The following is a 22,454-nucleotide window of genomic DNA, read 5'->3' on the forward strand; positions in this document are numbered from 1 at the left end:
GCAGGCGGCTGGTTCTGGTCTTGGTGTTGTGTTCAGCGGCCGGTGAGGCGGGCGCGGAGGCGTGGGAGGACGGGGCCGGTGGCGATGCGGTACCCGAGGGCGAGGGGGGCGACGGCGAGCGCGAGGAACGCGAGGAAGAGGAGGAGGTCGGTGGTGGTGAGGAGGTGCGCGACCGGTGCGTCGGTGCCGATGAGGACGGGGAGTTCGTAGGCGACGGGGACGAGCGCGAGGAGTGCGGCGAGCGCGTAGCACGCGGTGGCGGCGACGGCGCGGCGCGTGGGGCGCGTGTAGAGGAGACCGGCGGTGGCGAGCGCCCCGACGGTGAACGCGGGGAGGCGGCCGACGAGGTCGGCGCTCAGCCACGCGGTCGCGGTGCCGAGGCCGACGGCGGCGGCGAGGACGAACGCGGTCGTGACCGCGTCGTGGCCGTCGCCGACGGCGCGCGCGACGCGGTCGCGGAGCGCGGGCTCGGTCGCCATCAGGCCGCCCTCCGGTCCGCGCCGTCTCGGTCCCGCCGGACCGCCTCCCGCGGCGGGGTCGTCTCGGGGTCGGGCATCGATTCGAGCTCGTCGAACTGGGGCTCCGGCCCGGTCCGCCAGTCGCCGCGTGGCGCCTCCCCGCGGTCGAGTTGCGTGAACTGCTCCAGGAGCACCATCGTCACCCACGGGTCGCCGCCGAGGACGTTCGAGCCGGACTGGAGACCCGCCGGCCGGGTCTTCCCGGCGGTGTTGTCCTCGAAGACGTTCCCGCCGTCCTCGGGTGCGCCGACGGCGAGGTCTGCGCGTCCGGACCCGGAGACGTCGTTGTCCCGGAAGACGTTCCCCGCAGGCGGGTAGACGTTGTCGTCGACCATCGGGACGGCAGCGATTCCGAAGTTCGCGTGGTCGCGGACCGTGTTCCCGACGACCTCGTTGTTCCTCCCGCCGGCGACGTTGATGCCGGTTCCGAAGGCGGCGTACCCGAACGACTCGTCGGGCGCGTCCGCGTTGTCGTTGCCCTCGACGAGGTTGTTCTCGATGCGCGCGCTGTCCTGTGGCGGGTCCGCCTCGCTATCCAGCGAGTTCGGGACGATACCGCCCATGTTCCGCCGGAACGTCGAGTCCTTCACTGTCAGGTACCCGCCGGCGTTCGTCCCCGAGTAGCCGATGGCGTTGTGCTCGCTCCGGACGTCCGCGATGATGGCGTGACAGGGCTTGCACTGGCCGATGTAGAACCCCGAGTCGGTGTGCCCGGACGCGTAGGAGTGCTCGTAGCGGCCGTGCTCGCTCGCGATGTTGTACACGCCGTACACCTGATTGTTGTACGCGGTGAGGTAGGACCCGCGCCAGCCCGACACCGACGACCAGAAGAACCCGTTCCGGACGTAGTGCCGCGCGGTCATGTTCTCGACGACGACGTCGTCGACGGTCGCGAGCACGCCGTCCTCGCGCTTGAACTCGCCGTCGAGCACGACGTCGTTCCGGCTGGTGCCGCGGATTGTCAGGCGCGGGGTGTCCGTGACCTCGACGGCCTCGCGGTACGTGCCGGGTCCGACGAGCACGAGGTCCTCGGGGTCGGCGGCGTTCACCGCGGCCTGGATGGTGTCGTACGCGTCGGGGACGCGACGGACGGTGTAGTCCTCGTACGCCCGTGGTTCGGGTCGCTCGGGCTGTGCGGCCGGAAGGTCGTCGCCGTCGTCCTGACTGGCGCTGCCGGCGAGCGCGTTCCCGACGACCGCGTCGGCCGCGACCGCGGCCGCGCCGAGGGCGCCCGCACCGCCGACCGCCCGGAGGACGTCGCGGCGCCGCGTCACGCCGACCACTCCCTGCTAAATGAGGACATGCCTCGTGGTTCGGCGGGCGCGTACCTAAAACTACCCGCGCGGTTCGAGCGAGCGGTCGGTCAGCGGACGCCGCCCGCCGCCACGAGCAATCGGTCAGCGAACGCGGACGCCGCCTTTCATGCCGAGCGTTCGATGTGGTTCGCAGTAGTACGCGTACGTTCCCGCGTCGTCGAACGTGTACTCGAACGTCGCGCTCTCGGTGTCGTGGTACTCGCTCGCGAACGCGCCGTCGCGGTCGACGACGTTGTGTCGACCGCCTCGTCCCGTCCACTCCCAGACGACGGTCGTTCCGACGTCGACCGTGACCGCGAGCGGGTCGAACGCCAGTCCGTCGTTGCCCGCGCCGACCGTCACCGCGACCTCGTCCTCGCCCGTGCGGTCGACCGGGCCGTCGTACTCGGCGAGGTCGCCGAGCCAGTCGTCGAGAGACGGGCCGTCGTCGCCGCCGGACCCGCCGCTCAGACAGCCCGCGAGTCCCGCAAGGGCTGTGGACGCGGTCGCCGCCACCAGCGACCGTCGTCCCAACGACCGTCGTCCGCACGACCGCGCCTGCTCGTCGTCGACTCCGTCGTCCGTCGAACTGGAGGGTTGCACGTCCCGTTTTGTACGGGGGCCGCGTAGTAACTGTTGTGCGTCGCCGCTCGCTCCTCGTCCGTTCGGCCGCCGTCGCGTCCGCCGCGACCGCCGGGGCGGTCGCCACGAGCGCCGCGGGCTGTCTCGCCATCGGGAACGACGGCTACGAGCCGCCGGCGCGCGTCGAGAACCCACCGCAGGGCGTCTACCGGCCCGTTGCGGCACCGCGACTGCGCACGGTCGGCGTCGCCGACGCGGGTCCGTTCCGGCTGGCGCTCGCGTACGGCCCGCCAGTGCGGTTCTGGGAGGTCGTCGGCGAGCAGACGTACCGCAGAGCGGTCGACCCCGCGGACGACGTCCACCTGGTCGCGCTCGCGTGGGACGCCGAGACGGGCGTCGTCCTCCCCGAGGTCGGCCTGACCGTGGAGGTCACGCACGACGATGCACTCGTCGCGCAGGAGGCGGTGTACGCGATGGTCTCGCAGGGCATGGGCTTCCACTACGGCGACAACTTCGCGCTCGACGGCGACGGCGCGTACGCGGCGACGGTCGCCGTCGGCGGCCTCCAGGGTCGCCGCACCGGCGCGTTCGCGGGACGGTTCGGCGAGCGGGCGAGCCACACGTTCGCGTTCGAGTACCGGCGAGCCGAGCGCGACGCGCTCGACGTCGTCCGCGCCGACGACCCCGGCACGCGCGGCGCGCTCTCGACGGACCCGCCGGCGTCGATGCCCGCGGCCGTCGTCCCGAGCGACCCGCCGGGGGCGCGCGTGGGGCGAGCGCGGACCGCGGACGTCGACCTCGACGTTCGCGCCCTCACCGGCCGCGCGGCTCGCGAACGCGTCGACGCCGACGTCGACGCTGATGTCGACGCCGACGCATCGGCGGGCGACTACCTCGCGGTGCTCGCACGCACGCCGTACAACGACCTCGTCCTCCCCGGGATGGGGCTGCGCGCGACCGTCGAGCGCGCGGACGGGACGACGACCGAACGCATCCTCGACCGGACGCTCGACCCCGCGCTCGGCTACCACTACGGGACCGGCGTTCGCGCACTCGAAGACGCCACCGCGGTCGGCATCGAGACGCTCACACCCCCGCAGGTCGCGCGCCACGAGGGTTACGAGACCGCGTTCCTCGATATCGGAGCCGTCCGCGTCACCCGCGAGTGACACCGGGCACTCGACGTCGACCCGAGCACTCGATGCCGACGGGAAAAGGGAGCGACCGCGTCAGAGGCCGATGACGTCGTCGAGTTCGACGTCCTCGACGTGGCCGTCGCAGACGACGCACGCGTCGATGTCTTCCGGACCCTGTCCGCCTTCCATGTGGAGGTTCCCGCAGTCGATGCAGACGACTGGTTCAGCGTCGAGCATGCGGCCGGCGTTTCTCGCGTCGGATAGTTGACTGTTGGGGGTCGATGCGTCGGGACGTTGTGGCGGTCAGTTCGCGATAGCGCCGAGTTCCTCGTGGAGTGCGGCGGCGAGTTCCTCGAAGCGGTCGCGGGTGAGTGGGTCGGTGGTGACGAAGACGCCGTGGTCGCCGTGGATGACGCGCGTGAGGTAGCCGTCGTCGAACACGCGGATGGTGAAGTTGTAGTCGCCGAGTTCGCTGTCGTCGTAGTCGGTCTGCGAGCGGAAGCCGAGGCGTTCGGTGTCCGCGAAGCCGGCGACGTCCGCGTCGGCCTCGAGGTCGTCGCGGAGGTAGATTTGCTCGACGTCGTCGGGCGTGAAGTACGTGACGCTGCGGACGCCGTCGCCGACGACGGTGCGCGCGGTTCGGACGAGCTGGCTCTCGGTCTCGTCGCTGAGGTGGTCAGTGCCCATACCCGAACCATCGTCCGACCCACGGAAGAACCGTGTCAGTCGTTATCAATCCCTGAGAGCGATGGTCCGGGTCCGACGCGAACTGCGGCGGGCCGAGCGCCACGCGATCAGAGCGATTCCACGCCCTCGTCGGTGATGACGGCGTCGACGAGGGCCGCGGGCGTGGCGTCGTACGCGGGGTTCTCGACGCTGAACCCCTCGGCGGGTTCGCGCATCACCTCGCTCGGCGAGCGGAACTCGTTCTCGAACACGAACCCGTCATCGATCACCTTCGCGGCGCTCCCGACGACGACCACGGGGACGTCCAGACGCGCGCCGGTCGCGGCGATGGGGAACGTCCCGACGCGATTGTAGAGCGTGTCGCCGACGATACAGTCCATGCCGACGACGACGACGTCCACCTCGTCCATGTAGTACCCGGCGGCGGCGTCCGATATCAGGTGGGTGTCGACGCGGTCGTACGCGGCGAGCTGGCGCGCGGACTTCCGCCCGAGGTACCGCGGGCGCGCCTCGGTCACGTACGCCTCCAGGTACTTGCCGTCCCGCGTCGCGCTCTCGACCGCCTCCAGCACCGTCGACGAGTAGTCGTGCGTGAGTATCGTCTGGCCGTCCTCGAGGTACTCGGCGGCGTTCTCCGCGGCCGCGTGCTTCCCGGCCTCGATGGTGTCGACGACGTCGTCGATGGCGTCCGTCGTCGCCGCCTTCGCCGCCGCGACGTCCCCGGGGTCGGCGTCCGCGACGCCCGCGACGACGTCCCGCATCGCGTTGTGGAGGCTCGCGTGACTCGGGTTCGCGCGCCGGAGCGCCTGCGCGTTCCGCTTCAGCGACCGCTCGTACTCCTCGACCGTCGCGAACTCGCGTTCGGTGAGGGCCGCGAGCGCTCGCGCGGCCTTCACGGCGACGACCGACGACGAGTGCGTCTGCATCTCCGCGATCTCTTCGACGGTCTCGTCTATCATACCTCGACGAACTCCCACGGCCGCAATAGGCCTTTCCACCGCCCGCGGAACCGGGGTCATTCGAGCCGACTTGCTGGGTGCCGAACAAAGCGCCCGCGTCGCGTCAGAGCGGTTCACGTCGTGGACGCGTTCGTGCACGTGAAACCCCGGTCAGGTCGACGACCGTTCCGACTCCTGCCCGATGCCGGGATTCCACCGGAGCCACCCCCAGCAGTAGACGAGGAAGAATGGGGCGAAGAACAGTGTTCGGACGAGCCCATACGGCGTCGTGGGGCTGTATAGGTCCTCGATCGGTGTGGGTTCGAGACCGAGCGTACTCACGACGAGTGGCGACACCGCGACCTCGAAAAGGGCGATGATGAGCAGTGACAACGAGATCGCCCCGAGCACGAACACGTAGACGTACATCTCGCTCTCCCGCATCGTGATTCACCACCGAAGTGGAAAGTATAACAGTTGCGGCGGACGCGCGGTCCGGCGTCAGGACGCGACGGGCGCGTCCCCCGTGGCGATGCGCGCGATGGCGGTGCTGGCGACGACCGCGATGGCGACCTCGAGGCCGCCGGCGACGAGGAACGCGGCGAGGAACCCGTACTCGGCGGTGACGAGGCCGCCGACGAGGAAGCCGCTGAGCATCCCGAGGCTCCCGAAGACGTTGAACCCGCCCATCGCGGACGCGCGCTCGCCGGCGGGGACGACGTCGGTGACGAGCGCCATCGTCGCCGGGGAGACGAACGCGCCGCAGACGCCGACGGCGACGAGGAGCGCGGCAGCGAGCGCGTACGTCGGTGCGAGGCCGACGGCGACGATGGCGACGCCGTAGCAGATGCTCCCGACGACGACGGGGAGGTATCGCCCGACGCGGTCCGAGAGCGACCCGACGGGGTACTGGAGGGCGGCGAACGGCAGGAAGAACAGTGCGAGCGTGAGGCCGGCGGTGGCGGCGTCGACGTCGAACGCCTCGCGGACGTACGCGACGCCGGCGAGCGCAAAGAACCCGGCGGTGAGGCGGTCGACGTACCCGAACGCGTAGGGGACGAGGAGCGCTGGCCGGCGGCGGACGCGGTCGACGACGGTGCCGACGGGGAGCCCGCCACCGCCGCCGCGGTCCGGGACGGTCGCGGCGAGCGCACCCGCGGCGACGAGGACGACCGCACCGCCGTACAGCGGATAGAGCGGGTCGCTGGCGGCGAGCTGGCCGCCGACGACCGCGCCGAGTGCCGCGCCGAGCCCGATGGCGGTTCCGGCGGCCCCCATGTTCCGGCCGTTCCCGCCCGAGAGGTCCATGAGCATCGTGATGGCGAGCGAGAACGCGCCGATGGTGAACGCGCCGCCGACGAGCCGGAGCGCGAGCACGACCCCGAACCCGACGCCGGCGCTCGGCGCGAGCGCGACGGCGACGTAGCTCGCGGCCCCGCCGACCGCGCCGACGACGACGAACGGGACGCGACGGCCGACCGAGTCGCTGAGGACGCCCCACGCGACGGCGAACGCGACGAACGCGGCGAACTCCGCGACGAGGAACCACGTCGGGGCGAGGATGCCGTCGCCGCCGCCGACCGCCGCGACGGTCTCCTCGAGTCCGGGGTAGAGGAACACCTGCGAGACGAGGACGCCCCACACCACGAGCCCGAGCCGGACGCGGTCGAGACGCGTGCCGCGGGCGTCGCGAGCGCTCGCTGCCTCCTTCTCGCCCGCGCCGGCGGCCGTTTCGGTCACGTCCGCCGGTACGTCCCGCCACCTCACGACCTTGTCGGTCTCGCGTCGACGCGCTCGGGGTCCGACGCGCTCGGCGCGCCCTCGCCGGGACCGCCGACAGCGGTGACTGGGCATAAATCCGTCCGGCGCGTACGTCGAGTCGAGATGGTCTGGGTCACCTACCACTGTCCGTACTGCGGCGCCGTCACGGGCGTCGAGCGCGACGCGTACATGAACGACAAGTGCGTGACGCGCGAACCGCTCGACGGCTGGACGTACGCGGACGCCACGGACGACGTCGAAGCCGCTGACGGCGTCCGGTTCGTCTGCCTCGGCGACGGCGCACGCGACTCCGACGGCGACGCCACGGGCGCGTCGGCCGACCGCCGGCCCGCCGGCGAGGGCGGCGCGAACGACCCGCGCCCCGGCGAGGACGGCTGCGGGCGGACGTTCTACCTGAACTACGTGAAGTACGCGGACGGCGTCGAGGTCGACCATCGGACGCCGGACATCGACCGGCCGCGATTCGACTTCTCGCCCTGAGCGGCCGGCGTCATCGCGGCCAGAACGGACTGGGTGGCCGCCGAGGCCGGAACCGGCCACGTGACCCCCGCGGCCGGAACGGGCCGGATGGTCCGGCGCGGCCGTTCAGTCGAGGAACAGTCGGACGTCGTCGGCGAGCTCGCCGTCCTGTCCCGCTGGGACGGCGTCGAACCACGCGAGCGCGGCGTCGCCGTCGGTCTCGATGGCACCGGCCGCGTCTCCCGTCTCGCCGTCGACGCGCGCCGGGAAGACGACGTCGTACGTGTCCACGCGGCGAGCGTCCTCGTCGTCGTCGACCGTGAACCCCACGTGACGGATTCGTCTGGGGGCGTCGAGCGCGAGCGAGACCCCGAGCAGGTCGCCGAGGTCGCTGCGCGCGGTCGCCGCCCAGTCCCCACCGGCGGGGACGGTCGCGGCGGGGAGCGTCCAGCCGTGCGAGCCGTCGTCGTAACAGCACACGCGGCCGTCGCCGTCGGTGATGCCGACGACGGCGTGACTGTCGACCTGGTCGCGGAGCCCGTCGAACCGTTCGGCGTCGACCGCGTGACTCATGTCTCGCCAGTCGACGCTGTCGTCGTCGAAGAAGCGGCCCGGGTCGGAGAGCGAATCCATGCCGACCCCTCCGCTCGCGACACCCAAGAACCCCTCGCGTGGCGAACGCCCGACGAACCCAAGTTCCCGCCACCCCTGAGTGGGGGTATGCGCGACGACGTGCTCGACGAGCAGCGAGAACTTGTGGCACTCCTCGAAGACCGCGGCTGGGACGTCACGGAGGCCGAGGTGTCCGTGTACGAGTCGCCGTGGGAGGACGACGACGCGCCCGAGGCGACGCTCACCCTCACCGCGCGCAAACCGTTCGGCGACCACGGCGACGACGACGGCGACGGGGACGACGAGAACCCGTTCCGCGTGAAGTAACCCACGACGTCGCGCCGGGGAGCCTCCGCGACGTCCTATCAGGCAGCGTCCGCGACGTCGCGCCGGGCGTGATCGCGCGGTGGTACGAGGGGTGCCCGGTGCCGCGAGGCGGCGGTTTATGCCCGTCCCGCTCCAAGGCTCCGGTATGCCTATGAAGAAGTCGGGGACGGCCGACGCCTACGAGGTCGTTCGCGAGGACGACGACGGGTTCGGTTGGATCGCGTACCCCGATGAGGAGATGCAGCGCGCCAGTCACGCGTTCCGGACGGCCGACGGCGTGTACGTCGTCGACCCGGTCGACGTCGAGGACCTCGACGACCACCTCGCCGAACTCGGCGCGGTCGTCGGTGTCGTCCTCACGCTCGACCGCCACGAGCGCGACTGCGCCACGGTCGCACACCGTCACGACGTCCCCGTGTACGTCCCCGAGTTCTTCGGGGAGACGACGCTGGACGCCGAGACGAAGCCGCTCCGGGGCGTCCTCGACCGGTTCGACGTCATCCCGGTCGTGAACTGGCCGTTCTGGAACGAGATCGCGCTCTGGGACGACGACTCGGGCGAACTCTGGGTGAGCGAGGCCGTCGGGACCGTCGACTACTACACGACCGGCGACGAGGAGCTCGGCGTCCACCCGGCGCTGCGCGCGCTCCCGCCCCGGAAGAAGCTCGGTGACCTCTCGCCGGGCGAGCTCTACTGCGCGCACGGCGCCGGCATCACGCAGGGCGCGACGCGCGCCCTCCAGGACGCACTCGCCGGCTCTCGCAGACGCATGTTCGGGCTGTACGCGAAGACCCTGAAGAGCGCGCTCTCCTAGCTACCCATCCACTCACTGGAGTGCCAGTGGACCGTCACGCACGACGCGTCCGAGTCTCGACTCCTCCTCCGCCTGAACCCGCGGGAATCGCGCGCGGCCCGCGTCGGTCACGCCGGGACGGCGACGTAGAGGACGCCGCCGCCGACGATGGCGAGCGAGCCGAGAGCGACGCAGACGAGCCAGAACGAGACGCGTTCGACGACGCGCATCAGCGCGTCGATGGTGAGGTAGCCGACGACGCCGGCGACGACGAGCGCGAGGAGCGTCGGCGCGACCGCGACGCCGGGGAGCCCGCCCTGCTGGACGACCTCGAGCGCGCCAGCCGACAGTCCCGCAGGCACCGAGAGGAGGAAGGAGAGCCGGAACGCGCTCTCGCCGTCGTGCCCGCGGAAGAGGAGTGCGCTCGCGGTCGTCCCCGACCGCGACACGCCGGGGAGGATGGCGACGCCCTGCATCGCGCCGACGAACACCGCGTCGACCGCGTCCGGGTCGCGCTCCCCAGCGTCCAGCTCCGGGCTCGCGTACCGCTGGAGGAGCCCGGTGAGCACGAGGAGGACGCCGACGAGCGCGACGAACGCCCCACCCGCGAGTTCGCTCACCACGGCCTCCAGGGTCGCGTACGCCGCGATACCGACCACGCCCGACACCGCCATCGCTCCGACGAGGTACGTCAACACCGCGTGGTCGTCGAACGCGGACGCCGGCCGCCAGTCGAGCGCGCCCGCGAGCACCTCGCGGAACTCCTCGCGGTAGTACGCCGTCGCCGCGGCCGCCGTCGGCACGTGCAGGAAGAGCGCGTACCCGACCGCGTCCTCGGGCGACCGACCGAGCGCGCGGAGCGCGATGGCGACGTTCCCCTCGCTCGAAATCGGCAGCCACTCGAACACGCCCTGCACCAGCCCGACCAGGAACGCCACCACGAACTCTCCAGCCATGTCACGCGCTCGCGGCGGCGACCACATAGCCCCAACGGTTCGAGCCGCCCGCGAACACGACGACACCGCCACGATTCCGGGCGCCCGTGGACGCGACGATACCGCTGGAACGCCGTGGCGCCACCGACGGCCGCCAGACACCCGACGACCTTAGGGACCGTCGTCTCGTACGGCGACGTGTGATATACGCGACCCGCGGGCTCCTCGAGGTGCTTTGCGAGTTCGCCGACGACGCGGAACCGAACTCCGTCACCGCCGCCCTGGCGACGACGGCGGCCGGCGACCTCGACGGCGACATCGCCGACGCCGCCCCGGAGAAACCCGTCTTCACGGACTTCTACATGCCCCAGACCGGGGAGAGCATCACCGCCGTCTTCGGGATGAACCTCTCGACGCCCTCGGCGCAGACACAGGGCCGGTTCGTCTCCCACCCCGACGGCAACCCCGAGATATCCATCGAGGACGACCTGCACGCGTACGTGTTCGTCGCCGTTCCACCGTGGACGCCCGAGAACGTCGCCGTCTACGACCGGCGGAGCAACCGCGAGGAACTCGTCGTCGTCGACGCGGAACCGCCGGAAGCGGACATCTGACCGACAGACCCACCACCGGGAGCCGGCGGATTAGGGCAGTCAGATGCCGGGTGAGGCCGCTTACTGAAGGACGCGGAGAACCGGCGACCGCCAGGTCGCCGGATGCTGTAACAGTCTGGGTGGCCGTCGGATGCTGGAACAGTCTGCTTCCTTGAAGACGCGGGGGAACCGGCGGCCTGGAGGCCGCCGGACGCTAGAACAGTCCGCTTACTCGACGGTGACGCTCTTCGCGAGGTTCCGGGGTTTGTCGATGGCGCGCCCGAGTTCGTTCGCGACGTGGTACGCGAACAGCTGGAGGCCGACGTTCGCGACGAGCGGTTCGAGAGCGCCGAGGTCGGGGATCTCGATTTCGACGTCGAGGTAGTTCGCGGCGGCGTCGTACGACGAGAACCCGACGACGGGTGCGCCCCGGGACTCGACCTCCTTGACGTTGTTCAGGGTCTCCTTGGGTCGAGCACCGTCTGTGAGGACGGTGAGGACGGGCGTGTTCTCGGTGACGAGCGCGAGCGTCCCGTGCTTGAGTTCGCCCGACGGGAACCCCTCGGCGTGCACGTACGCGATCTCCTTGAGCTTCAGTGCGCCTTCGAGCGCGACGGCGGCACCGAGCTGTCGGCCGACGAAGAAGTACGCGTCCTCGTCGACGTACTCGCTCGCGACCGCCTCGAGTCGGTCGGACGCGTCGAGGAGCTGCTGGACGGCGCCCGGGAGTCCGCGGAGGTTCTCGAGGAGGTGGCTCGCGCGCTCGGACGGCAGGCTACCGCGCCGACGCCCGATGTGCACCGTCAGGAGGGAGAGCGCCGTCACCTGCGCGGCGAACGTCTTCGTCGCCGCGACACCGATCTCGGGGCCAGCGCGGATGTAGAGCGCGTCGTCGGCCTCCCTCGCCGCCGTGCTCCCGACGGTGTTCGTCACCGCGAGCGTCCGCGCACCAGCCTTCGCCGCCTTCCGCATCGCCGACAGCGTATCAGCCGTCTCCCCGGACTGCGTGACCGCGACAACGAGCGTCTCCCACGGGTCCCTGCCGCCCGTGAACTCGTACTCGCTCGCGACCTCCACGGTCACGCGGACGTCCGCGAACCGCTCCAGGAGCCGGCGCGCGTACAGGCCGGCGTGATAGCTCGTCCCGCACGCGACCAGCTGGATCTCCTCGACGTCCTCCAGGACGCTCGCGGGGAGGTCGAGGTCGAGGTCGACGTCGCCCGCGACCTCGTCCACGCGCCCGGAGAGCGTCTGCCTGAGCGCCCCGGGCTGCTCGTGGATCTCCTTGAGCATGTAGTGCTCGTACCCGCCTTTCTCGGCGGCTTCGGCCTCCCAGTCGACGGTCTTGGTCTCGCGGTCGACCCACGCGCCGTCCTGTCGGACGTCCACGGCGTCCCCGGAGACCCTGGCGACGTCGCCGTCCTCGAGGTACACGACGTCGCGCGTGTGCTCGACGAACGCCGTCACGTCGCTCGCGACGAAGTTCGCGCCGTCGCCGAGCCCGAGGACGAGCGGGCTGTCCTGGCGCGCGACCACGAGCTCCTCGCGGCCCGCGACGGTCACCGCCACCGCGTAGCTCCCCTCGAGCCGCGAGACGACCGCCTCGACGGCCGCGACGAGGTCGACGTCACCGAACCCACTGGACGCGCCGGCGGTCCGGTACGCGCTCGCGTCGCCGACCGTCTCTCCGTCAGCGTCGTGCGCATCGTCGACGTCCTCGTCGACGCGCCCGCCGTCGCTCGCCGCCTCGCGGCGCGCCGCGAGCTCGGCCTCGAGCAGGTGCGGGACGACCTCGGTGTCCGTCTCGCTCGAGAAGCCGTGCCCGGCCGCCTCGAGTTCGGCACGCAGCCGGTCGTAGTTCTCGACGATGCCGTTGTGGACGACAGCGACGTCACCCGTGCAGTCGGTGTGGGGGTGCGCGTTCGCGTCCGTCGGCTTCCCGTGCGTGCTCCAGCGCGTGTGCCCGACGCCGCACGTCGCCGGATGCGCGTCCGGGAGGTCGAGGTCGTCGATGACGCCCTGCTGCTTGTGGACGTCGACCGCGTCGTCCTCGACGAGCGCCACGCCCGCCGAGTCGTACCCGCGGTACTCGAGGTTCCGCAGGCCGTCGACGAGCACCGGAAGCGCTCGTCCGCCCCCGGTCGGCGTCCCGACGCCGCCGTCCTCGTCGCGGGCCGTCGCGTCGCCGCCGCGGTCGTCTCGATCGTCGCGTCCATTCCCCCAGTCGTCGTCCGAGGCGTACCCGATGATGCCACACATGCGTTATCCCCTCCTGACCTCGACGTCGCTCGGAACGCGTCCGGAGACCGTACAGCCCGCTTCGACGGTCGCGCCGTCCCCGAGGACGGTTCCCGCCGCGACGGTCGTTCCGCCGCCGACGGTGGCGTTGTCGCCGACGACCGCACCGAGCGCCACGTCCTCGTAGAGCGTTCCGTCGACGACCACGTCCGACTCGCCGCCGACGACGGTCGCGCCCGCGCCGACGTGCGCGTTCTCCGCAACGACTGCGTCCCGGACGACCGCACCGTCCTCGACGACCGCGTCCGCGAGCACGACCGCGTTCGACAGCACCGCGTTCGCCCCTATCGAGACGTTCTCGCCGAGCGAACACCCGCGCTTCACGGTCGCGTTCGCGTCCACGGACGTCCCCGCACCGACGTGCACGGGGGCCGCGACGTGCGCGCTCGCCGCGACACTGCCCTCGTTCGTACTCCCGTCGCGATCGAGGACGTTCCCCGTGACGCGCGTGACGTCCCAGAGGTGCGAGACGTCCTCCCAGAGTCCGCCGTACCGGACCGCGCGTACATCGCCATCGTCCACGAACGCCGCGAGCGTGTCCGGAATCCCTCGCTCGCCAGTGTCGTCCGTGGGCGTCTCCCGTATCGCGTCGAACACCGTCCGCTCGAACCCGTAGATGCCGGCGTTGATGAGTTCCGACGTCGCCTCCCGCGGCTTCTCCTCGATACCGACGACGCGGTCGCCGTCGAGTTCGACGACGCCGTACGCACCGGGGTCCGAAGCGCGCGTCACCGTCATCACCGCCCCGCCGTCGCGCTCCAGGCGGTCGCGGACGCTCGTCACCGCCGACGGGTCGATGATGCGGTCGCCGTTCAGGACGACGAACGCGTCGTCGACCACGGCCTCGGTCTGCGCGACCGCGTGCGCCGTCCCGAGTTGCTTCTCTTGGACGACGTACTCGACGTCGACGTCCCAGTCGTCGCCGTCACCAAAGTGCGTCTGGATGCGGTCGCGCGCGTACCCGACGACGAAGACGACCTCGTCGAGACCCGCGTCCGCTATCGCCTCCAGGACGTACTCCAGGAGCGGCTTCCCCGCGATGGGGAGCATCGGTTTCGGTCTGCGGTTCGTCAACGGCGTCAACCGTCGCCCCTCGCCCGCGGCGAGCACGACCGCCTTCACAGGTTCTCACCTCGGTCGCGCGTCACGGACTCGCCGGGTGTCGTCGTCGCACCGACGCCGAGTTTCACGCCGGCGTTCAGGCTCGCGTTGATACCGGTCTTCACGCCGTCCGCAGCGACCACGCCGAGCTTCCGACGGCCGGTATCGACGCGGTCGCCCTTGACGCCCATGCGGACGTTCTCGTCGTCGTGCCGGAGGTTCGCGACCTGCGTGCCGGCGCCGAGGTTCACGTCCCGACCGAGCACCGAATCGCCGACGTACGACAGGTGCGGGACCGTCGCGTCCGCCATCAGTATCGAGTTCTTCACCTCGACGGACGTCCCGGCCGTCGCACCCGGCATGAGGACCGTCGACCCGCGGACGTACGCGTTCGGTCCGACCGACGCGCCGGCCTTCACGACGACCGGCCCCTCGACGACGCTCCCCGTCCGCACCGTCGCACCGTCCTCGACCACGACCGGCCCCTCGACGGTCGCACCGTCCTCGACGACCCCCTGGACGTCCCGCTCCAGGTCGGCGAACAGGACCTCCTGCGCGTCGAGCAACTCCCAGGGACGCCCGACGTCCAGCCAGTCCCCGTCGTGCTCGACCACGCGGAAGTCCTTCCCGGCGGCCAGCATCCGCTCTATCGTCTCCGTGATCTCGTACTCGCCGCGCTCCGAGAGCCCGGTCTCCTCGATGAACGCGAACACGCTCGGGTCGAACGCGTACAGCCCGAGGTTCGCGAGCGTCGACGGCGGCTCCGGCGGCTTCTCCACGATACCGGTCGCGTAGCCGTCCGCGACGTCGACGACGCCGTAGTTCCGCGGGTCGTCGACGTGCATCGTCGCGATCGCGCTCTCGCCGTCAGCGGCCGCGGCCGCGAGCGCCGCCACGAGCGCGTCGTCGACGACCACGTCACCGTTCAGCGCGACGAACGGCTCGTCGACGACGTCGGCCGCCCGACCGATGGCGTGAGCCGTCCCCAACTGTTCGCCCTGCTCGACGTACTCCACGCCGACCCCGGCGTGCTCGCCGCCGAAGTGCTCCCGTATCGCGTCCGCCTCGTACCCGACGATGACCACGAACCCGTCCACGTACGGCGCACACGCATCCAGCACGCGCTCGACCATCGGCGTCCCAGCGACCGGGAGCATCGGCTTCGGGCGACTGTGCGTCAACGGCCGCATCCGCGTTCCCTCGCCCGCCGCGACGACCACCGCCTTCACGCGACCGACACCTCCATCGCGGACTGCGACCCGGCCACCAACGAGGACCAACCAGTTTCGTTCATACCTCCACATCCGACCGCCGGCACAAAAGTCACACCCTTACTCGGGGGCTCAGGGGTACGCTCGCCCGTTGCTTCAGGGACCGCATTGGCGCGCGACCGGAAGACCGGAGTCTGTCGGAGCGAAGCGTTCGCTCGCCGGCCATCCCCCGGGCTCCAATCGCACGCACGACTAGTCCGCGGTCTCCACGAGCTCCTCGCTCGCCGGATCGATCTCGCCGCGCAAGAGGGCCTCGGCGCGGTCGCGGTCCTCCGGGTAGCCGACGTCCACCCGCCATCCCTTCAAGCGGAGGGCGTCGATGGTGCGGCCGCTCCGGATGAGGAGGTCGATCGCGTCGCTGATCTCGTACTCGCCGCGGTTCGACGGCATCACCAGCCGGCACGCGTCGAAGATGGCGGGCGTGAACGTGTAGAACCCGGTCATGACGAGGTTGCTCGGCGGGTCCGCGGGCTTCTCGATGACGTCCGTAATTTCGCCGTACTTGTTCGTGTCGCAGACGCCGTAGCGCGAGGCGTCCTCCCAGGGGACCTCCTCGACGAGGAACGCCGCGTCCGCCCGCGACTCCTGATGGCGGTTCACGACGTCGGCGAGGTTCGCCTGGAAGACGTTGTCCCCGAGCATCAACATGAAGTCGCCATCCACGTACGGTTCCGCGCACAGGAGCGCGTCAGCGATCCCCTGCGGGTCCGCCTGCTCGGTGTACGTGACGGGGACGCCCTCGTACTCGTCACCGTAGAACTCCCGGATCTGGTCGCCGCGGTGACCGACGACCGTCACGAACTCCTCGGCGTCCAGCTCGCGCAGGCGGTCGAAGCAATGCGAGAGTATCGGTCTGCCGTTCACCGCCACGAGCCCCTTCGGTTTGTCCGCGGTCAACGGACGCAATCTGGTACCCTTCCCCGCCGCGAGCACGACAGCCTTCATACGCCACATCACCCCGTGTCGGGTCATTACTACGCGGCCGCTACCACCACCCACGACGACCCCGACTCATCGGTAGGACCGGCATAATTAACAGCAGTCGTCGACTCCCCACCACGTATGAACGTGAGCGTCGTCGGCAGCGGCTACGTCGGAACGACCATCGCAGCCTGCCTCGCCGACCTCGGACACGACGTCGTCGCCATCGACATCGACCAGAACGTCGTCGACAGCATCAACGCCGGCGAGTCACCAATCCACGAACCCGGCGTCGAAGAATGCATCGCACGCCACGCCGGCGACCGCCTCCGAGCGACCACCGACTACGCCGTCATCCCCGACACCGACCTGACGTTCCTCGCCATCCAGACCCCCTCGAACCCCGACGGCAGCATCGACACCAGCGCGCTCGAAGCCGCCAGCGAGATGACCGGCGACGCGCTCGCTGACGTGGACGAGCACGTCGTCGTCGTCAAGAGCACCGTCCTCCCCGACGTCGTCGACGACAGGCTCGCCCCCCGAACCCAGGCCCACGCCGGCGACCGCGTCTCCGTCGCCACCAACCCCGAATTCCAGCGCGAAGGCAGCGCAGTCGCCGACTTCCTCCACCCCGACAAGCTCGTCTTCGGCACCGCCCCGGGCGACGAACGCGCGCTCGACGCTCTCCACGAGTGCTACGCGCCACTCCTCGACGCCCGCGCCGCCGACGGTCACGACGTCCCCATCGTCGAGACCGACCGCGCGACCGCGATCATGGTCAAGTACGCGAACAACGCCTTCCTCGCCGCCAAGGTCAGCCTCATCAACGACATCGGGAACGTCTGCAAGGAGTACGGCATCGACACCTACGACGTCGCCGACGCCATCGGTCTCGACGACCGCATCGGCGCGAAGTTCCTCCGCAGCGGCCTCGGCTGGGGCGGCAGCTGTTTCCCCAAGGACGTCGCCGCTATCGTCCACGCCGCCACCGAGCGAGGGTACGACCCCAAGATGCTTCAGGCCGCCATCGACGTCAACAACCACCAACCCGAACGCATGCTCGGGCTGCTGGAGAACCACATCGAAGTCGACGGCGCGCGCGTCGCCGTCCTCGGCCTCGCGTTCAAACCCGGCACCGACGACGTCCGCAACTCCCGCGCCATCCCCGTCATCCAGGGCCTCCAGGAGCGCGGCGCCACCGTCGTCGCCTACGACCCCATCGCGAGCGAGAACATGCGCGAACACTTCCCCGACATCGAATACGCCGACAGCGCCGCCACCGCACTCGACGACGCCGACGCCGCACTCCTCACGACCGACTGGGACGAATTCCAGGCACTCGACGACGAGTTCGACGCCATGCGCTCGCCAGTCGTCGTCGACGGCCGGCGTAGCATCGAGCCCCGCGACGGTATGACGTACGAAGGACTGACCTGGTGACTCGAGCACCCGCCTACGACTCGGGACATGCGGACCGCGAGTATCGCTTGGAGTAGCGTTCGACTACGTTGCGACGTCGACGTCTGCTCACCGGTCCCCGTCTTCCCGTTGGCTGTCCTGCGATCCGGCCATATCGTCCGCTCTCTCGGCTGGTTCCGGAGGTTCCAGCACGGCGACGAGCAGTCGACCAGCCCGCGTGTCCGCGGCTCGCTCTCCCCAGCTAATGAGGACGTCGAGAACTCGCCCCGGAACCGACTGCGCCCAGTACGGCACGAGCAGGTCGACGACGCGGTCGAGGAGCCAGATGACCGGTCCGGCGGAGAGGGTCTCGCGGAGGTCGATGACGACGACGTCCGGTTCGGGCTCCGTCGTCAGCCAGCGGTAGAGGAACGAGTGTGCCGCCCAGTCGCCTCCCTCTCGGCCTGCACGAGCAATCCCCGAGTGCTCGACGGCTTGAGAGAGCCTCGTCAGCGTCGAGGCGACCGCGGCCTCTCTCGCCCACGAGCCGAACGCTTCGGGGAACTCCCGTGCCCGCTGAACCCGCTCCCTGACCCATCGGACTATCGTCGACCCCTTCACTCCGCGGGAGAGGGCGCTGACGACGCTCGACCCAGACCAGCCGTCCGTCCCCGAAGCGAACACGAGTGACACCTACCCGACCACCGAGGTCCCGGTCGAATTCGTGGTGCTCGTCGGCGGGATGCGAACGACGGTTCCCTCGACGGTCACCGTCGAGAAATCGAGGAGGACCGTCCGACCCACCTGCAACGCCTCGCCGTGGAAGTACAGCCCGGCCGGCGTCTCCCTACCGGAGAGCTCGACGGTCAGCACGACGTCCTTCTTGACGGGGTGCTCGCGGCGATAGATGTCCCCCGACTCGCTGGTCAACGTGACGACCGCCGGATCGACTTGGACGTCAGTTACCCGCGCAGACACCGTACTCCCACTGCGCTCGACCATCCCAGTCGACAGGCTGTCCGCGACCTCGGGTGCGACGGACTCGAGCTGTATCTCGACCGACCTCGTCGTCGCCTCGCCGGGAAGCGACAGCGACCCTTGCGTCACCACGTTCCCCGTCAACTGATAGCTATCCGACTGGAACGGAATCGCCGTTCCCACCTGAACGAGGCGATCGCCGACGTACTGCTCACCGCTTCGGTCGACAGTGACGAGCTTCATCCCGAGAACGGCCATCAGCCGTCCGTCTTTCGAGGATGGATACGTACGAACGGTCGAGATTCTCGCGACCTCGTTCCCCGCAATCCGGTACGCGTCACCCTCGTCGATCGACTGCGCCGTCTCGGGTGAGACGGACGCTCGGAGCACTACCGACTCGGTCCCGGTTCGGACGGTCGCGTTCCCGACCGCCTGGATCTCGCCGGTCAGCTCGTACCCGTCGCTTCTGAAGCTGAAGTTCCGTCCGAGAGACACGCGCTGACCCGCGAAGGACGGCCCCGACCGATTCAGCGTCTCGACCGTCGCGCCGACGGTCACGTGACGAACGTTCGAACTGTTCCCGGGCGCGACGTGCACGTCGGTTATCGTCGCGACCGTGTCGCCACCGACGACGAACGTATCCCCTCGCGAGATCGCCTCCGCAGTAGCCGTCGAAACGCTCTCCGATACGGTAATCGAGGTCTCACTGATCTGCAGCGACTTTCCACTCTCGGCGTACGAGCGGACGATACCGTCGATCGTGTACTCGTCACTCCCCAGGCGAAGGTTCGTTCCACGCTGTATGGTCGTTCCCGCGAGAGAGAACACGGACCGCCCGGTTTCTCCGCTCTCGACCAACTGTCCGTCCATCCTGACCCGAACAGTCACCGTCGCGTTCTCGTCGCCCGACGGCGTCACGTACACGTCGGTCACCGTCGCGTTACTATCGGAGTTCGACGGTGACAACACGTCACCTTCCGAGATCAACTCGGTGACGTACGGTCGCTGCTCTCCCAGGTCGAGCGTCGCGTACCTCGTCGCATCCTCGGAAGAGGCGAACGGATTCACGAGCGCAACCCCAGCCGCGATCACGGCAACCACCAAGAGAACCACGAGTGCGTCGACGACGTTCACGACGCCGAAGAGATTTCCTTCGTCGTCGATTAGCTCCATCCCTCACTCACCACGTTCATAGTACGATACGTTCCAGAGGTGACCAACAAAACCGTTCCGGATGTGCGACAGTATCGCATCTCCCGCTGGTGCGTCTTTGCTTGGAATCCGGAGGGTCGTGCAGCGCCGAGCGGCAACCTGGAGACTTGAGTGGAACGTCTCGCGGTTTCCGCTACTGGCCGTACTCCAACCGAATCCCCGAAGCGGTGAATTCAATACGCGAGTCCGATACGGACCGCGTATGGTTTCCGCCCGAGAGGTTCGCGACCTACTCGACGACCGGCCGGACCTCGAATCCGCACTGGAGGCGGCACTCGCAGCGGAGCCGCCATGGACGTTCGACGACGTCGACGTGGACTCGGGCGTCTTCGGCGAACTCGTCAGCCGTGACGTTGTCGTCGAGGGCGACGCGGGGTATCGGCTCGCCGACCCCGAGGCCGTCCGACGGGCGCTCAACGACGACCTCGACGATGCCGCTGGTCGCGCGACCGGATTCGACCCAGAGATCCCGCGGTTCGACGTGGGTCGGCTGGAGCTTGCTGCCGTCGTCGGCGCGCTCGCACTCGTCCTCGTCCTTCGTCTCACTTCGGTCCCGCTCGTGTTCCAGGGTGACGCCGTGGTTCTCTCCTCGAACGACCCCTACTATTATCGGTACTGGCTCGAACAGCTCCTCTCGGACCCCGAAACGACGCTCTCGTCGCTACCGGGTACCGTCTCGAAGGGCGAGCCACTGATGCTCGCCGCGCTCTGGTTCGTAACCGTCGCGCTCGGTGGAACAGCGGTGACGGCGGGAACGGTCCTCGCGTGGTTTCCGGTCGTTTCAGCTGTTCTATCGGCCGCTCTCGTCTATGCGATCGCGGTAGTCGTAACCGACGACAGACGCATCGGAGTCGCTTCAGTCGTGATGCTCGCTGTGCTGCCGTCCCACGCCTTCCGCACAAGTGTCGGGTTCGCCGATCACCACGCCTTCGACTATCCCTGGCTCGCGCTGACTCTCCTTGGGACGGTGTTGATTGCCAATTGGGCGCGGTCAGAGGGAGCCACCGACGTTGGAGTCATCGGTGGTATCGCGTCTATCGGCGTCGGTGTCGCTGGCCAGACGCTCGCGTGGGAGGCCGGGCCACTGCTCATCGCCCCGCTCGGCGTGGCAATCGCAGCGATGAGCGTCACGGCCGTCAACCGGAACGAATCCGTCCTCACGTCCGTCGGCCCGATCGTCGCAGGTGTCGGCCTCGCAGCAGCACTCGCATGGTTCGGGCACTCGACGTACAGCTGGCACACGACGCTCGTCGCCAGCGCTCCACTCATGCTCACTCTCTCCGGTGGTGGCGTGCTGGTGGTGGGTGAACTCTGGTATCGGCTCGACCTCCCGACCGCTGGTCTCGTCGTCGTCGAACTGGTCGGCGTCGCTGCCGGCACGTTCGCGTTCCAATCGCTTCGCCCCGAGATGTGGTCTCGACTGACGTCGTCAGTGACGGAGCGCCTGCTCGCACGCCGGAATATCGCCGAAGTCCAGAGTCTCTTCAGCGACTCCGCCGGCTGGCTGCTCCTGTTCGGCTTCCTGCTCTTACTCGCGCTTCCCTACGTCGTGTGGGCGTCGTACCGGTTGCTGGACGACGATCGATGGACGCCCGTCGCCGTCTACGCGTGGTACCTCCTCGTACTCGCCGCGATTCAGGTTCGGTTCGCGGGTCAGCTCTCGCTTCTCGTCGCCGTGTTCGCCGGCTTCGGATTCATACACCTGGCAGCGTGGATCGACGTCGCCCGCCCGCCCGCGCCACTCTCCGGCGGTGTCGTCCAAAGACTCACCGTCCCGGACAGGCGACAGGCGCTCACTCTCGTCGGGTTGTTCGTTCTCATCTCCGGACTCAGCATCGTCCAGGTCCCAGTGAAGACGAGTCAGACGACCGCCCCGAACCAGGGGTACGACGCCGCGGCGTGGGTTGCAGAATACAGCGACGCTCACGACATGCAGTATCCGGAGAATTACGTGTTCAGTCAGTGGGCCCACAACCGGATGTACAATTACTTCGTGAGTGGTGAATCGAGGTCGTATGGCTTCGCTCGAAGCAACTACGCCGACTTCGTCACGTCGACGAACGAGACGAAGTGGTACGAGCGGATTCAGGACCGCGTCGGATTCATCGTGACGTCGACGGACGTCATTGCCAACGGCTCCACGCTCGGAACTCGACTGCATCGTCACAACGGTAGTCGGGCCGCGTCGACAGCCGGGCTCGCACACTATCGCCTGCTACACGCGGAGGACGGAGGAGCGTACAAGGTCTTCACGCTGGTCGAGGGTGCCGAGATACGTGGCGAGACAGAACCGAACTCGTCGGTGACGGTGCGGACGACAGTAACGCTCGAGTCGTACTCGTTCGAGTACGTTCGAGAGACGACTACGGACGCCAACGGGAGCTATTCGGTTCGAGTTCCGTACCCGGGGACGTATCGCGTGGCCGGAGAGTCGGTTCGCGTTCCCGAGGACGCTGTGCGGAACGGGACGCAAGTTCGACCGAACCACGAGAACGCGACCACCACGACCCTCTCGGGAAACTCGTTCCAGAGCGACTGGGTGCCGAAATATTCTGATTCGCAGCGGCGAATCGGTGATTCTGTAATCAGATACTCGCGCGTATAGCAGACGCTCCCGG

At 69.3% G+C, this 22,454-nt stretch carries 23 protein-coding genes; 7 read left to right on the plus strand and 16 right to left on the minus strand.

What is annotated here, in order from left to right:
• Positions 1-32: 32 nt before the first annotated feature.
• The 3 genes from SM754_RS15150 to SM754_RS15160 all read right to left on the minus strand — a co-directional run bounded on the left by SM754_RS15150 (position 33) and on the right by SM754_RS15160 (position 2,416).
• Positions 33-479: a hypothetical protein gene (locus tag SM754_RS15150; protein ID WP_323677086.1), complete on the minus strand. Its 447-nt coding sequence runs from the start codon at positions 477-479 to the stop codon at positions 33-35.
• Positions 479-1,792 carry a right-handed parallel beta-helix repeat-containing protein gene (locus SM754_RS15155; RefSeq protein ID WP_323677087.1) on the minus strand — a complete coding sequence of 438 codons (1,314 nt, stop codon included), beginning with the start codon at positions 1,790-1,792 and terminating at the stop codon, positions 479-481. The genes SM754_RS15150 and SM754_RS15155 overlap by 1 nt, the downstream gene beginning before the upstream one ends.
• Before the next feature lie 123 nt (positions 1,793-1,915).
• The gene (locus tag SM754_RS15160) at positions 1,916-2,416 is read right to left on the minus strand and encodes a halocyanin domain-containing protein (protein ID WP_323677088.1); all 501 of its coding nucleotides are present in this window, start codon (positions 2,414-2,416) and stop codon (positions 1,916-1,918) included.
• 35 nt (positions 2,417-2,451) lie between these two features.
• On the opposite strand from SM754_RS15160, the gene SM754_RS15165 reads away from it, so the two are divergent.
• Positions 2,452-3,564: a DUF7350 domain-containing protein gene (locus SM754_RS15165; protein ID WP_323677089.1), complete on the plus strand. Its 1,113-nt coding sequence runs from the start codon at positions 2,452-2,454 to the stop codon at positions 3,562-3,564.
• Between the two features lie 60 nt (positions 3,565-3,624).
• Here SM754_RS15165 and SM754_RS15170 read toward each other — a convergent pair whose 3' ends face one another.
• The 5 genes from SM754_RS15170 to SM754_RS15190 form a co-directional block, all read right to left on the minus strand.
• Complete coding sequence (locus SM754_RS15170) at positions 3,625-3,768, minus strand: hypothetical protein (RefSeq protein WP_323677090.1); 144 nt, start codon at positions 3,766-3,768, stop codon at positions 3,625-3,627.
• Between the two features lie 66 nt (positions 3,769-3,834).
• On the minus strand, positions 3,835-4,218 hold the full coding sequence (locus tag SM754_RS15175) for a DUF7522 family protein (protein ID WP_323677091.1): 384 nt from the start codon (positions 4,216-4,218) through the stop codon (positions 3,835-3,837).
• A gap of 107 nt (positions 4,219-4,325) precedes the next feature.
• Positions 4,326-5,177 carry an eIF2B alpha/beta/delta subunit family protein gene (locus tag SM754_RS15180; RefSeq protein WP_323677092.1) on the minus strand — a complete coding sequence of 284 codons (852 nt, stop codon included), beginning with the start codon at positions 5,175-5,177 and terminating at the stop codon, positions 4,326-4,328.
• Between the two features lie 150 nt (positions 5,178-5,327).
• Complete coding sequence (locus SM754_RS15185; protein ID WP_323677093.1) at positions 5,328-5,600, minus strand: hypothetical protein; 273 nt, start codon at positions 5,598-5,600, stop codon at positions 5,328-5,330.
• Positions 5,601-5,657: 57 nt separating this feature from the next.
• Positions 5,658-6,803, minus strand: coding sequence for an MFS transporter (locus SM754_RS15190; RefSeq protein ID WP_501993802.1), 1,146 nt, complete (start codon positions 6,801-6,803; stop codon positions 5,658-5,660).
• A gap of 237 nt (positions 6,804-7,040) precedes the next feature.
• Here SM754_RS15190 and SM754_RS15195 point away from each other — a divergent pair, with 237 nt between their 5' ends.
• Entirely contained in the window at positions 7,041-7,418 is a 378-nt protein-coding gene (locus tag SM754_RS15195; protein WP_323677095.1) for a DUF7969 family protein, read from the plus strand.
• 105 nt (positions 7,419-7,523) lie between these two features.
• Here the strand turns inward: SM754_RS15195 and SM754_RS15200 are convergent, their stop codons facing one another.
• Entirely contained in the window at positions 7,524-8,030 is a 507-nt protein-coding gene (locus SM754_RS15200) for a hypothetical protein (protein WP_323677096.1), read from the minus strand.
• 87 nt (positions 8,031-8,117) lie between these two features.
• Here SM754_RS15200 and SM754_RS15205 point away from each other — a divergent pair, with 87 nt between their 5' ends.
• Both SM754_RS15205 and SM754_RS15210 read left to right on the plus strand, forming a co-directional pair.
• Positions 8,118-8,336, plus strand: a complete 219-nt coding sequence (locus SM754_RS15205; RefSeq protein ID WP_323677097.1) for a hypothetical protein — start codon at positions 8,118-8,120, stop codon at positions 8,334-8,336.
• Positions 8,337-8,481: 145 nt separating this feature from the next.
• Positions 8,482-9,150, plus strand: a complete 669-nt coding sequence (locus SM754_RS15210) for an MBL fold metallo-hydrolase (protein WP_323677098.1) — start codon at positions 8,482-8,484, stop codon at positions 9,148-9,150.
• Between the two features lie 107 nt (positions 9,151-9,257).
• On the opposite strand, the gene SM754_RS15215 is transcribed toward SM754_RS15210, so the two are convergent.
• Entirely contained in the window at positions 9,258-10,085 is an 828-nt protein-coding gene (locus tag SM754_RS15215; protein ID WP_323677099.1) for an undecaprenyl-diphosphate phosphatase, read from the minus strand.
• A gap of 179 nt (positions 10,086-10,264) precedes the next feature.
• On the opposite strand from SM754_RS15215, the gene SM754_RS15220 reads away from it, so the two are divergent.
• Positions 10,265-10,678, plus strand: coding sequence for a JAB/MPN domain protein-containing protein (locus SM754_RS15220; protein WP_323677100.1), 414 nt, complete (start codon positions 10,265-10,267; stop codon positions 10,676-10,678).
• A gap of 207 nt (positions 10,679-10,885) precedes the next feature.
• On the opposite strand, the gene glmS is transcribed toward SM754_RS15220, so the two are convergent.
• The 4 genes from glmS to aglF form a co-directional block, all read right to left on the minus strand.
• Positions 10,886-12,916: a glutamine--fructose-6-phosphate transaminase (isomerizing) gene (gene glmS / locus SM754_RS15225; RefSeq protein ID WP_323677101.1), complete on the minus strand. Its 2,031-nt coding sequence runs from the start codon at positions 12,914-12,916 to the stop codon at positions 10,886-10,888.
• 3 nt (positions 12,917-12,919) lie between these two features.
• Complete coding sequence (locus SM754_RS15230) at positions 12,920-14,077, minus strand: sugar phosphate nucleotidyltransferase (RefSeq protein ID WP_323677102.1); 1,158 nt, start codon at positions 14,075-14,077, stop codon at positions 12,920-12,922.
• Complete coding sequence (gene glmU / locus SM754_RS15235) at positions 14,074-15,285, minus strand: bifunctional sugar-1-phosphate nucleotidylyltransferase/acetyltransferase (protein ID WP_323677103.1); 1,212 nt, start codon at positions 15,283-15,285, stop codon at positions 14,074-14,076. Before glmU ends, SM754_RS15230 begins: the two co-directional genes overlap by 4 nt.
• A 234-nt stretch (positions 15,286-15,519) precedes the next feature.
• A complete protein-coding gene (gene aglF / locus SM754_RS15240; protein ID WP_323677104.1) occupies positions 15,520-16,272 on the minus strand; it encodes a UTP--glucose-1-phosphate uridylyltransferase AglF in 753 nt (250 codons plus the stop codon).
• Between the two features lie 117 nt (positions 16,273-16,389).
• Here aglF and aglM point away from each other — a divergent pair, with 117 nt between their 5' ends.
• Positions 16,390-17,688, plus strand: a complete 1,299-nt coding sequence (gene aglM / locus SM754_RS15245) for a UDP-glucose 6-dehydrogenase AglM (RefSeq protein WP_323677105.1) — start codon at positions 16,390-16,392, stop codon at positions 17,686-17,688.
• Between the two features lie 87 nt (positions 17,689-17,775).
• Here the strand turns inward: aglM and SM754_RS15250 are convergent, their stop codons facing one another.
• Complete coding sequence (locus SM754_RS15250; RefSeq protein ID WP_323677106.1) at positions 17,776-18,339, minus strand: hypothetical protein; 564 nt, start codon at positions 18,337-18,339, stop codon at positions 17,776-17,778.
• Positions 18,340-19,797 carry a DUF4330 domain-containing protein gene (locus SM754_RS15255; RefSeq protein ID WP_323677107.1) on the minus strand — a complete coding sequence of 486 codons (1,458 nt, stop codon included), beginning with the start codon at positions 19,795-19,797 and terminating at the stop codon, positions 18,340-18,342.
• A gap of 241 nt (positions 19,798-20,038) precedes the next feature.
• Here SM754_RS15255 and SM754_RS15260 point away from each other — a divergent pair, with 241 nt between their 5' ends.
• Positions 20,039-22,441 carry a hypothetical protein gene (locus tag SM754_RS15260; protein ID WP_323677108.1) on the plus strand — a complete coding sequence of 801 codons (2,403 nt, stop codon included), beginning with the start codon at positions 20,039-20,041 and terminating at the stop codon, positions 22,439-22,441.
• Positions 22,442-22,454 lie beyond the last annotated feature (13 nt).

It is taken from the genome of Halorubellus amylolyticus (genome assembly GCF_034808145.1).
Classification (GTDB): domain Archaea; phylum Halobacteriota; class Halobacteria; order Halobacteriales; family Natrialbaceae; genus Halorubellus.

What these genes read in the sequence shown, in the direction of transcription:
- SM754_RS15150 (WP_323677086.1), bottom strand. Translation starts at nt 479, where the DNA reads ATGGCGACCGAGCCCGCGCTCCGCGACCGCGTCGCGCGCGCCGTCGGC.
- SM754_RS15170 (WP_323677090.1), bottom strand. Translation starts at nt 3,768, where the DNA reads ATGCTCGACGCTGAACCAGTCGTCTGCATCGACTGCGGGAACCTCCAC.
- SM754_RS15175 (WP_323677091.1), bottom strand. Translation starts at nt 4,218, where the DNA reads ATGGGCACTGACCACCTCAGCGACGAGACCGAGAGCCAGCTCGTCCGA.
- SM754_RS15180 (WP_323677092.1), bottom strand. Translation starts at nt 5,177, where the DNA reads ATGATAGACGAGACCGTCGAAGAGATCGCGGAGATGCAGACGCACTCG.
- SM754_RS15185 (WP_323677093.1), bottom strand. Translation starts at nt 5,600, where the DNA reads ATGCGGGAGAGCGAGATGTACGTCTACGTGTTCGTGCTCGGGGCGATC.
- SM754_RS15195 (WP_323677095.1), top strand. Translation starts at nt 7,041, where the DNA reads ATGGTCTGGGTCACCTACCACTGTCCGTACTGCGGCGCCGTCACGGGC.
- SM754_RS15200 (WP_323677096.1), bottom strand. Translation starts at nt 8,030, where the DNA reads ATGGATTCGCTCTCCGACCCGGGCCGCTTCTTCGACGACGACAGCGTC.
- SM754_RS15205 (WP_323677097.1), top strand. Translation starts at nt 8,118, where the DNA reads ATGCGCGACGACGTGCTCGACGAGCAGCGAGAACTTGTGGCACTCCTC.
- SM754_RS15210 (WP_323677098.1), top strand. Translation starts at nt 8,482, where the DNA reads ATGCCTATGAAGAAGTCGGGGACGGCCGACGCCTACGAGGTCGTTCGC.
- SM754_RS15215 (WP_323677099.1), bottom strand. Translation starts at nt 10,085, where the DNA reads ATGGCTGGAGAGTTCGTGGTGGCGTTCCTGGTCGGGCTGGTGCAGGGC.
- glmS (WP_323677101.1), bottom strand. Translation starts at nt 12,916, where the DNA reads ATGTGTGGCATCATCGGGTACGCCTCGGACGACGACTGGGGGAATGGA.
- aglF (WP_323677104.1), bottom strand. Translation starts at nt 16,272, where the DNA reads ATGAAGGCTGTCGTGCTCGCGGCGGGGAAGGGTACCAGATTGCGTCCG.
- aglM (WP_323677105.1), top strand. Translation starts at nt 16,390, where the DNA reads ATGAACGTGAGCGTCGTCGGCAGCGGCTACGTCGGAACGACCATCGCA.
- SM754_RS15255 (WP_323677107.1), bottom strand. Translation starts at nt 19,797, where the DNA reads ATGGAGCTAATCGACGACGAAGGAAATCTCTTCGGCGTCGTGAACGTC.
- SM754_RS15260 (WP_323677108.1), top strand. Translation starts at nt 20,039, where the DNA reads ATGGTTTCCGCCCGAGAGGTTCGCGACCTACTCGACGACCGGCCGGAC.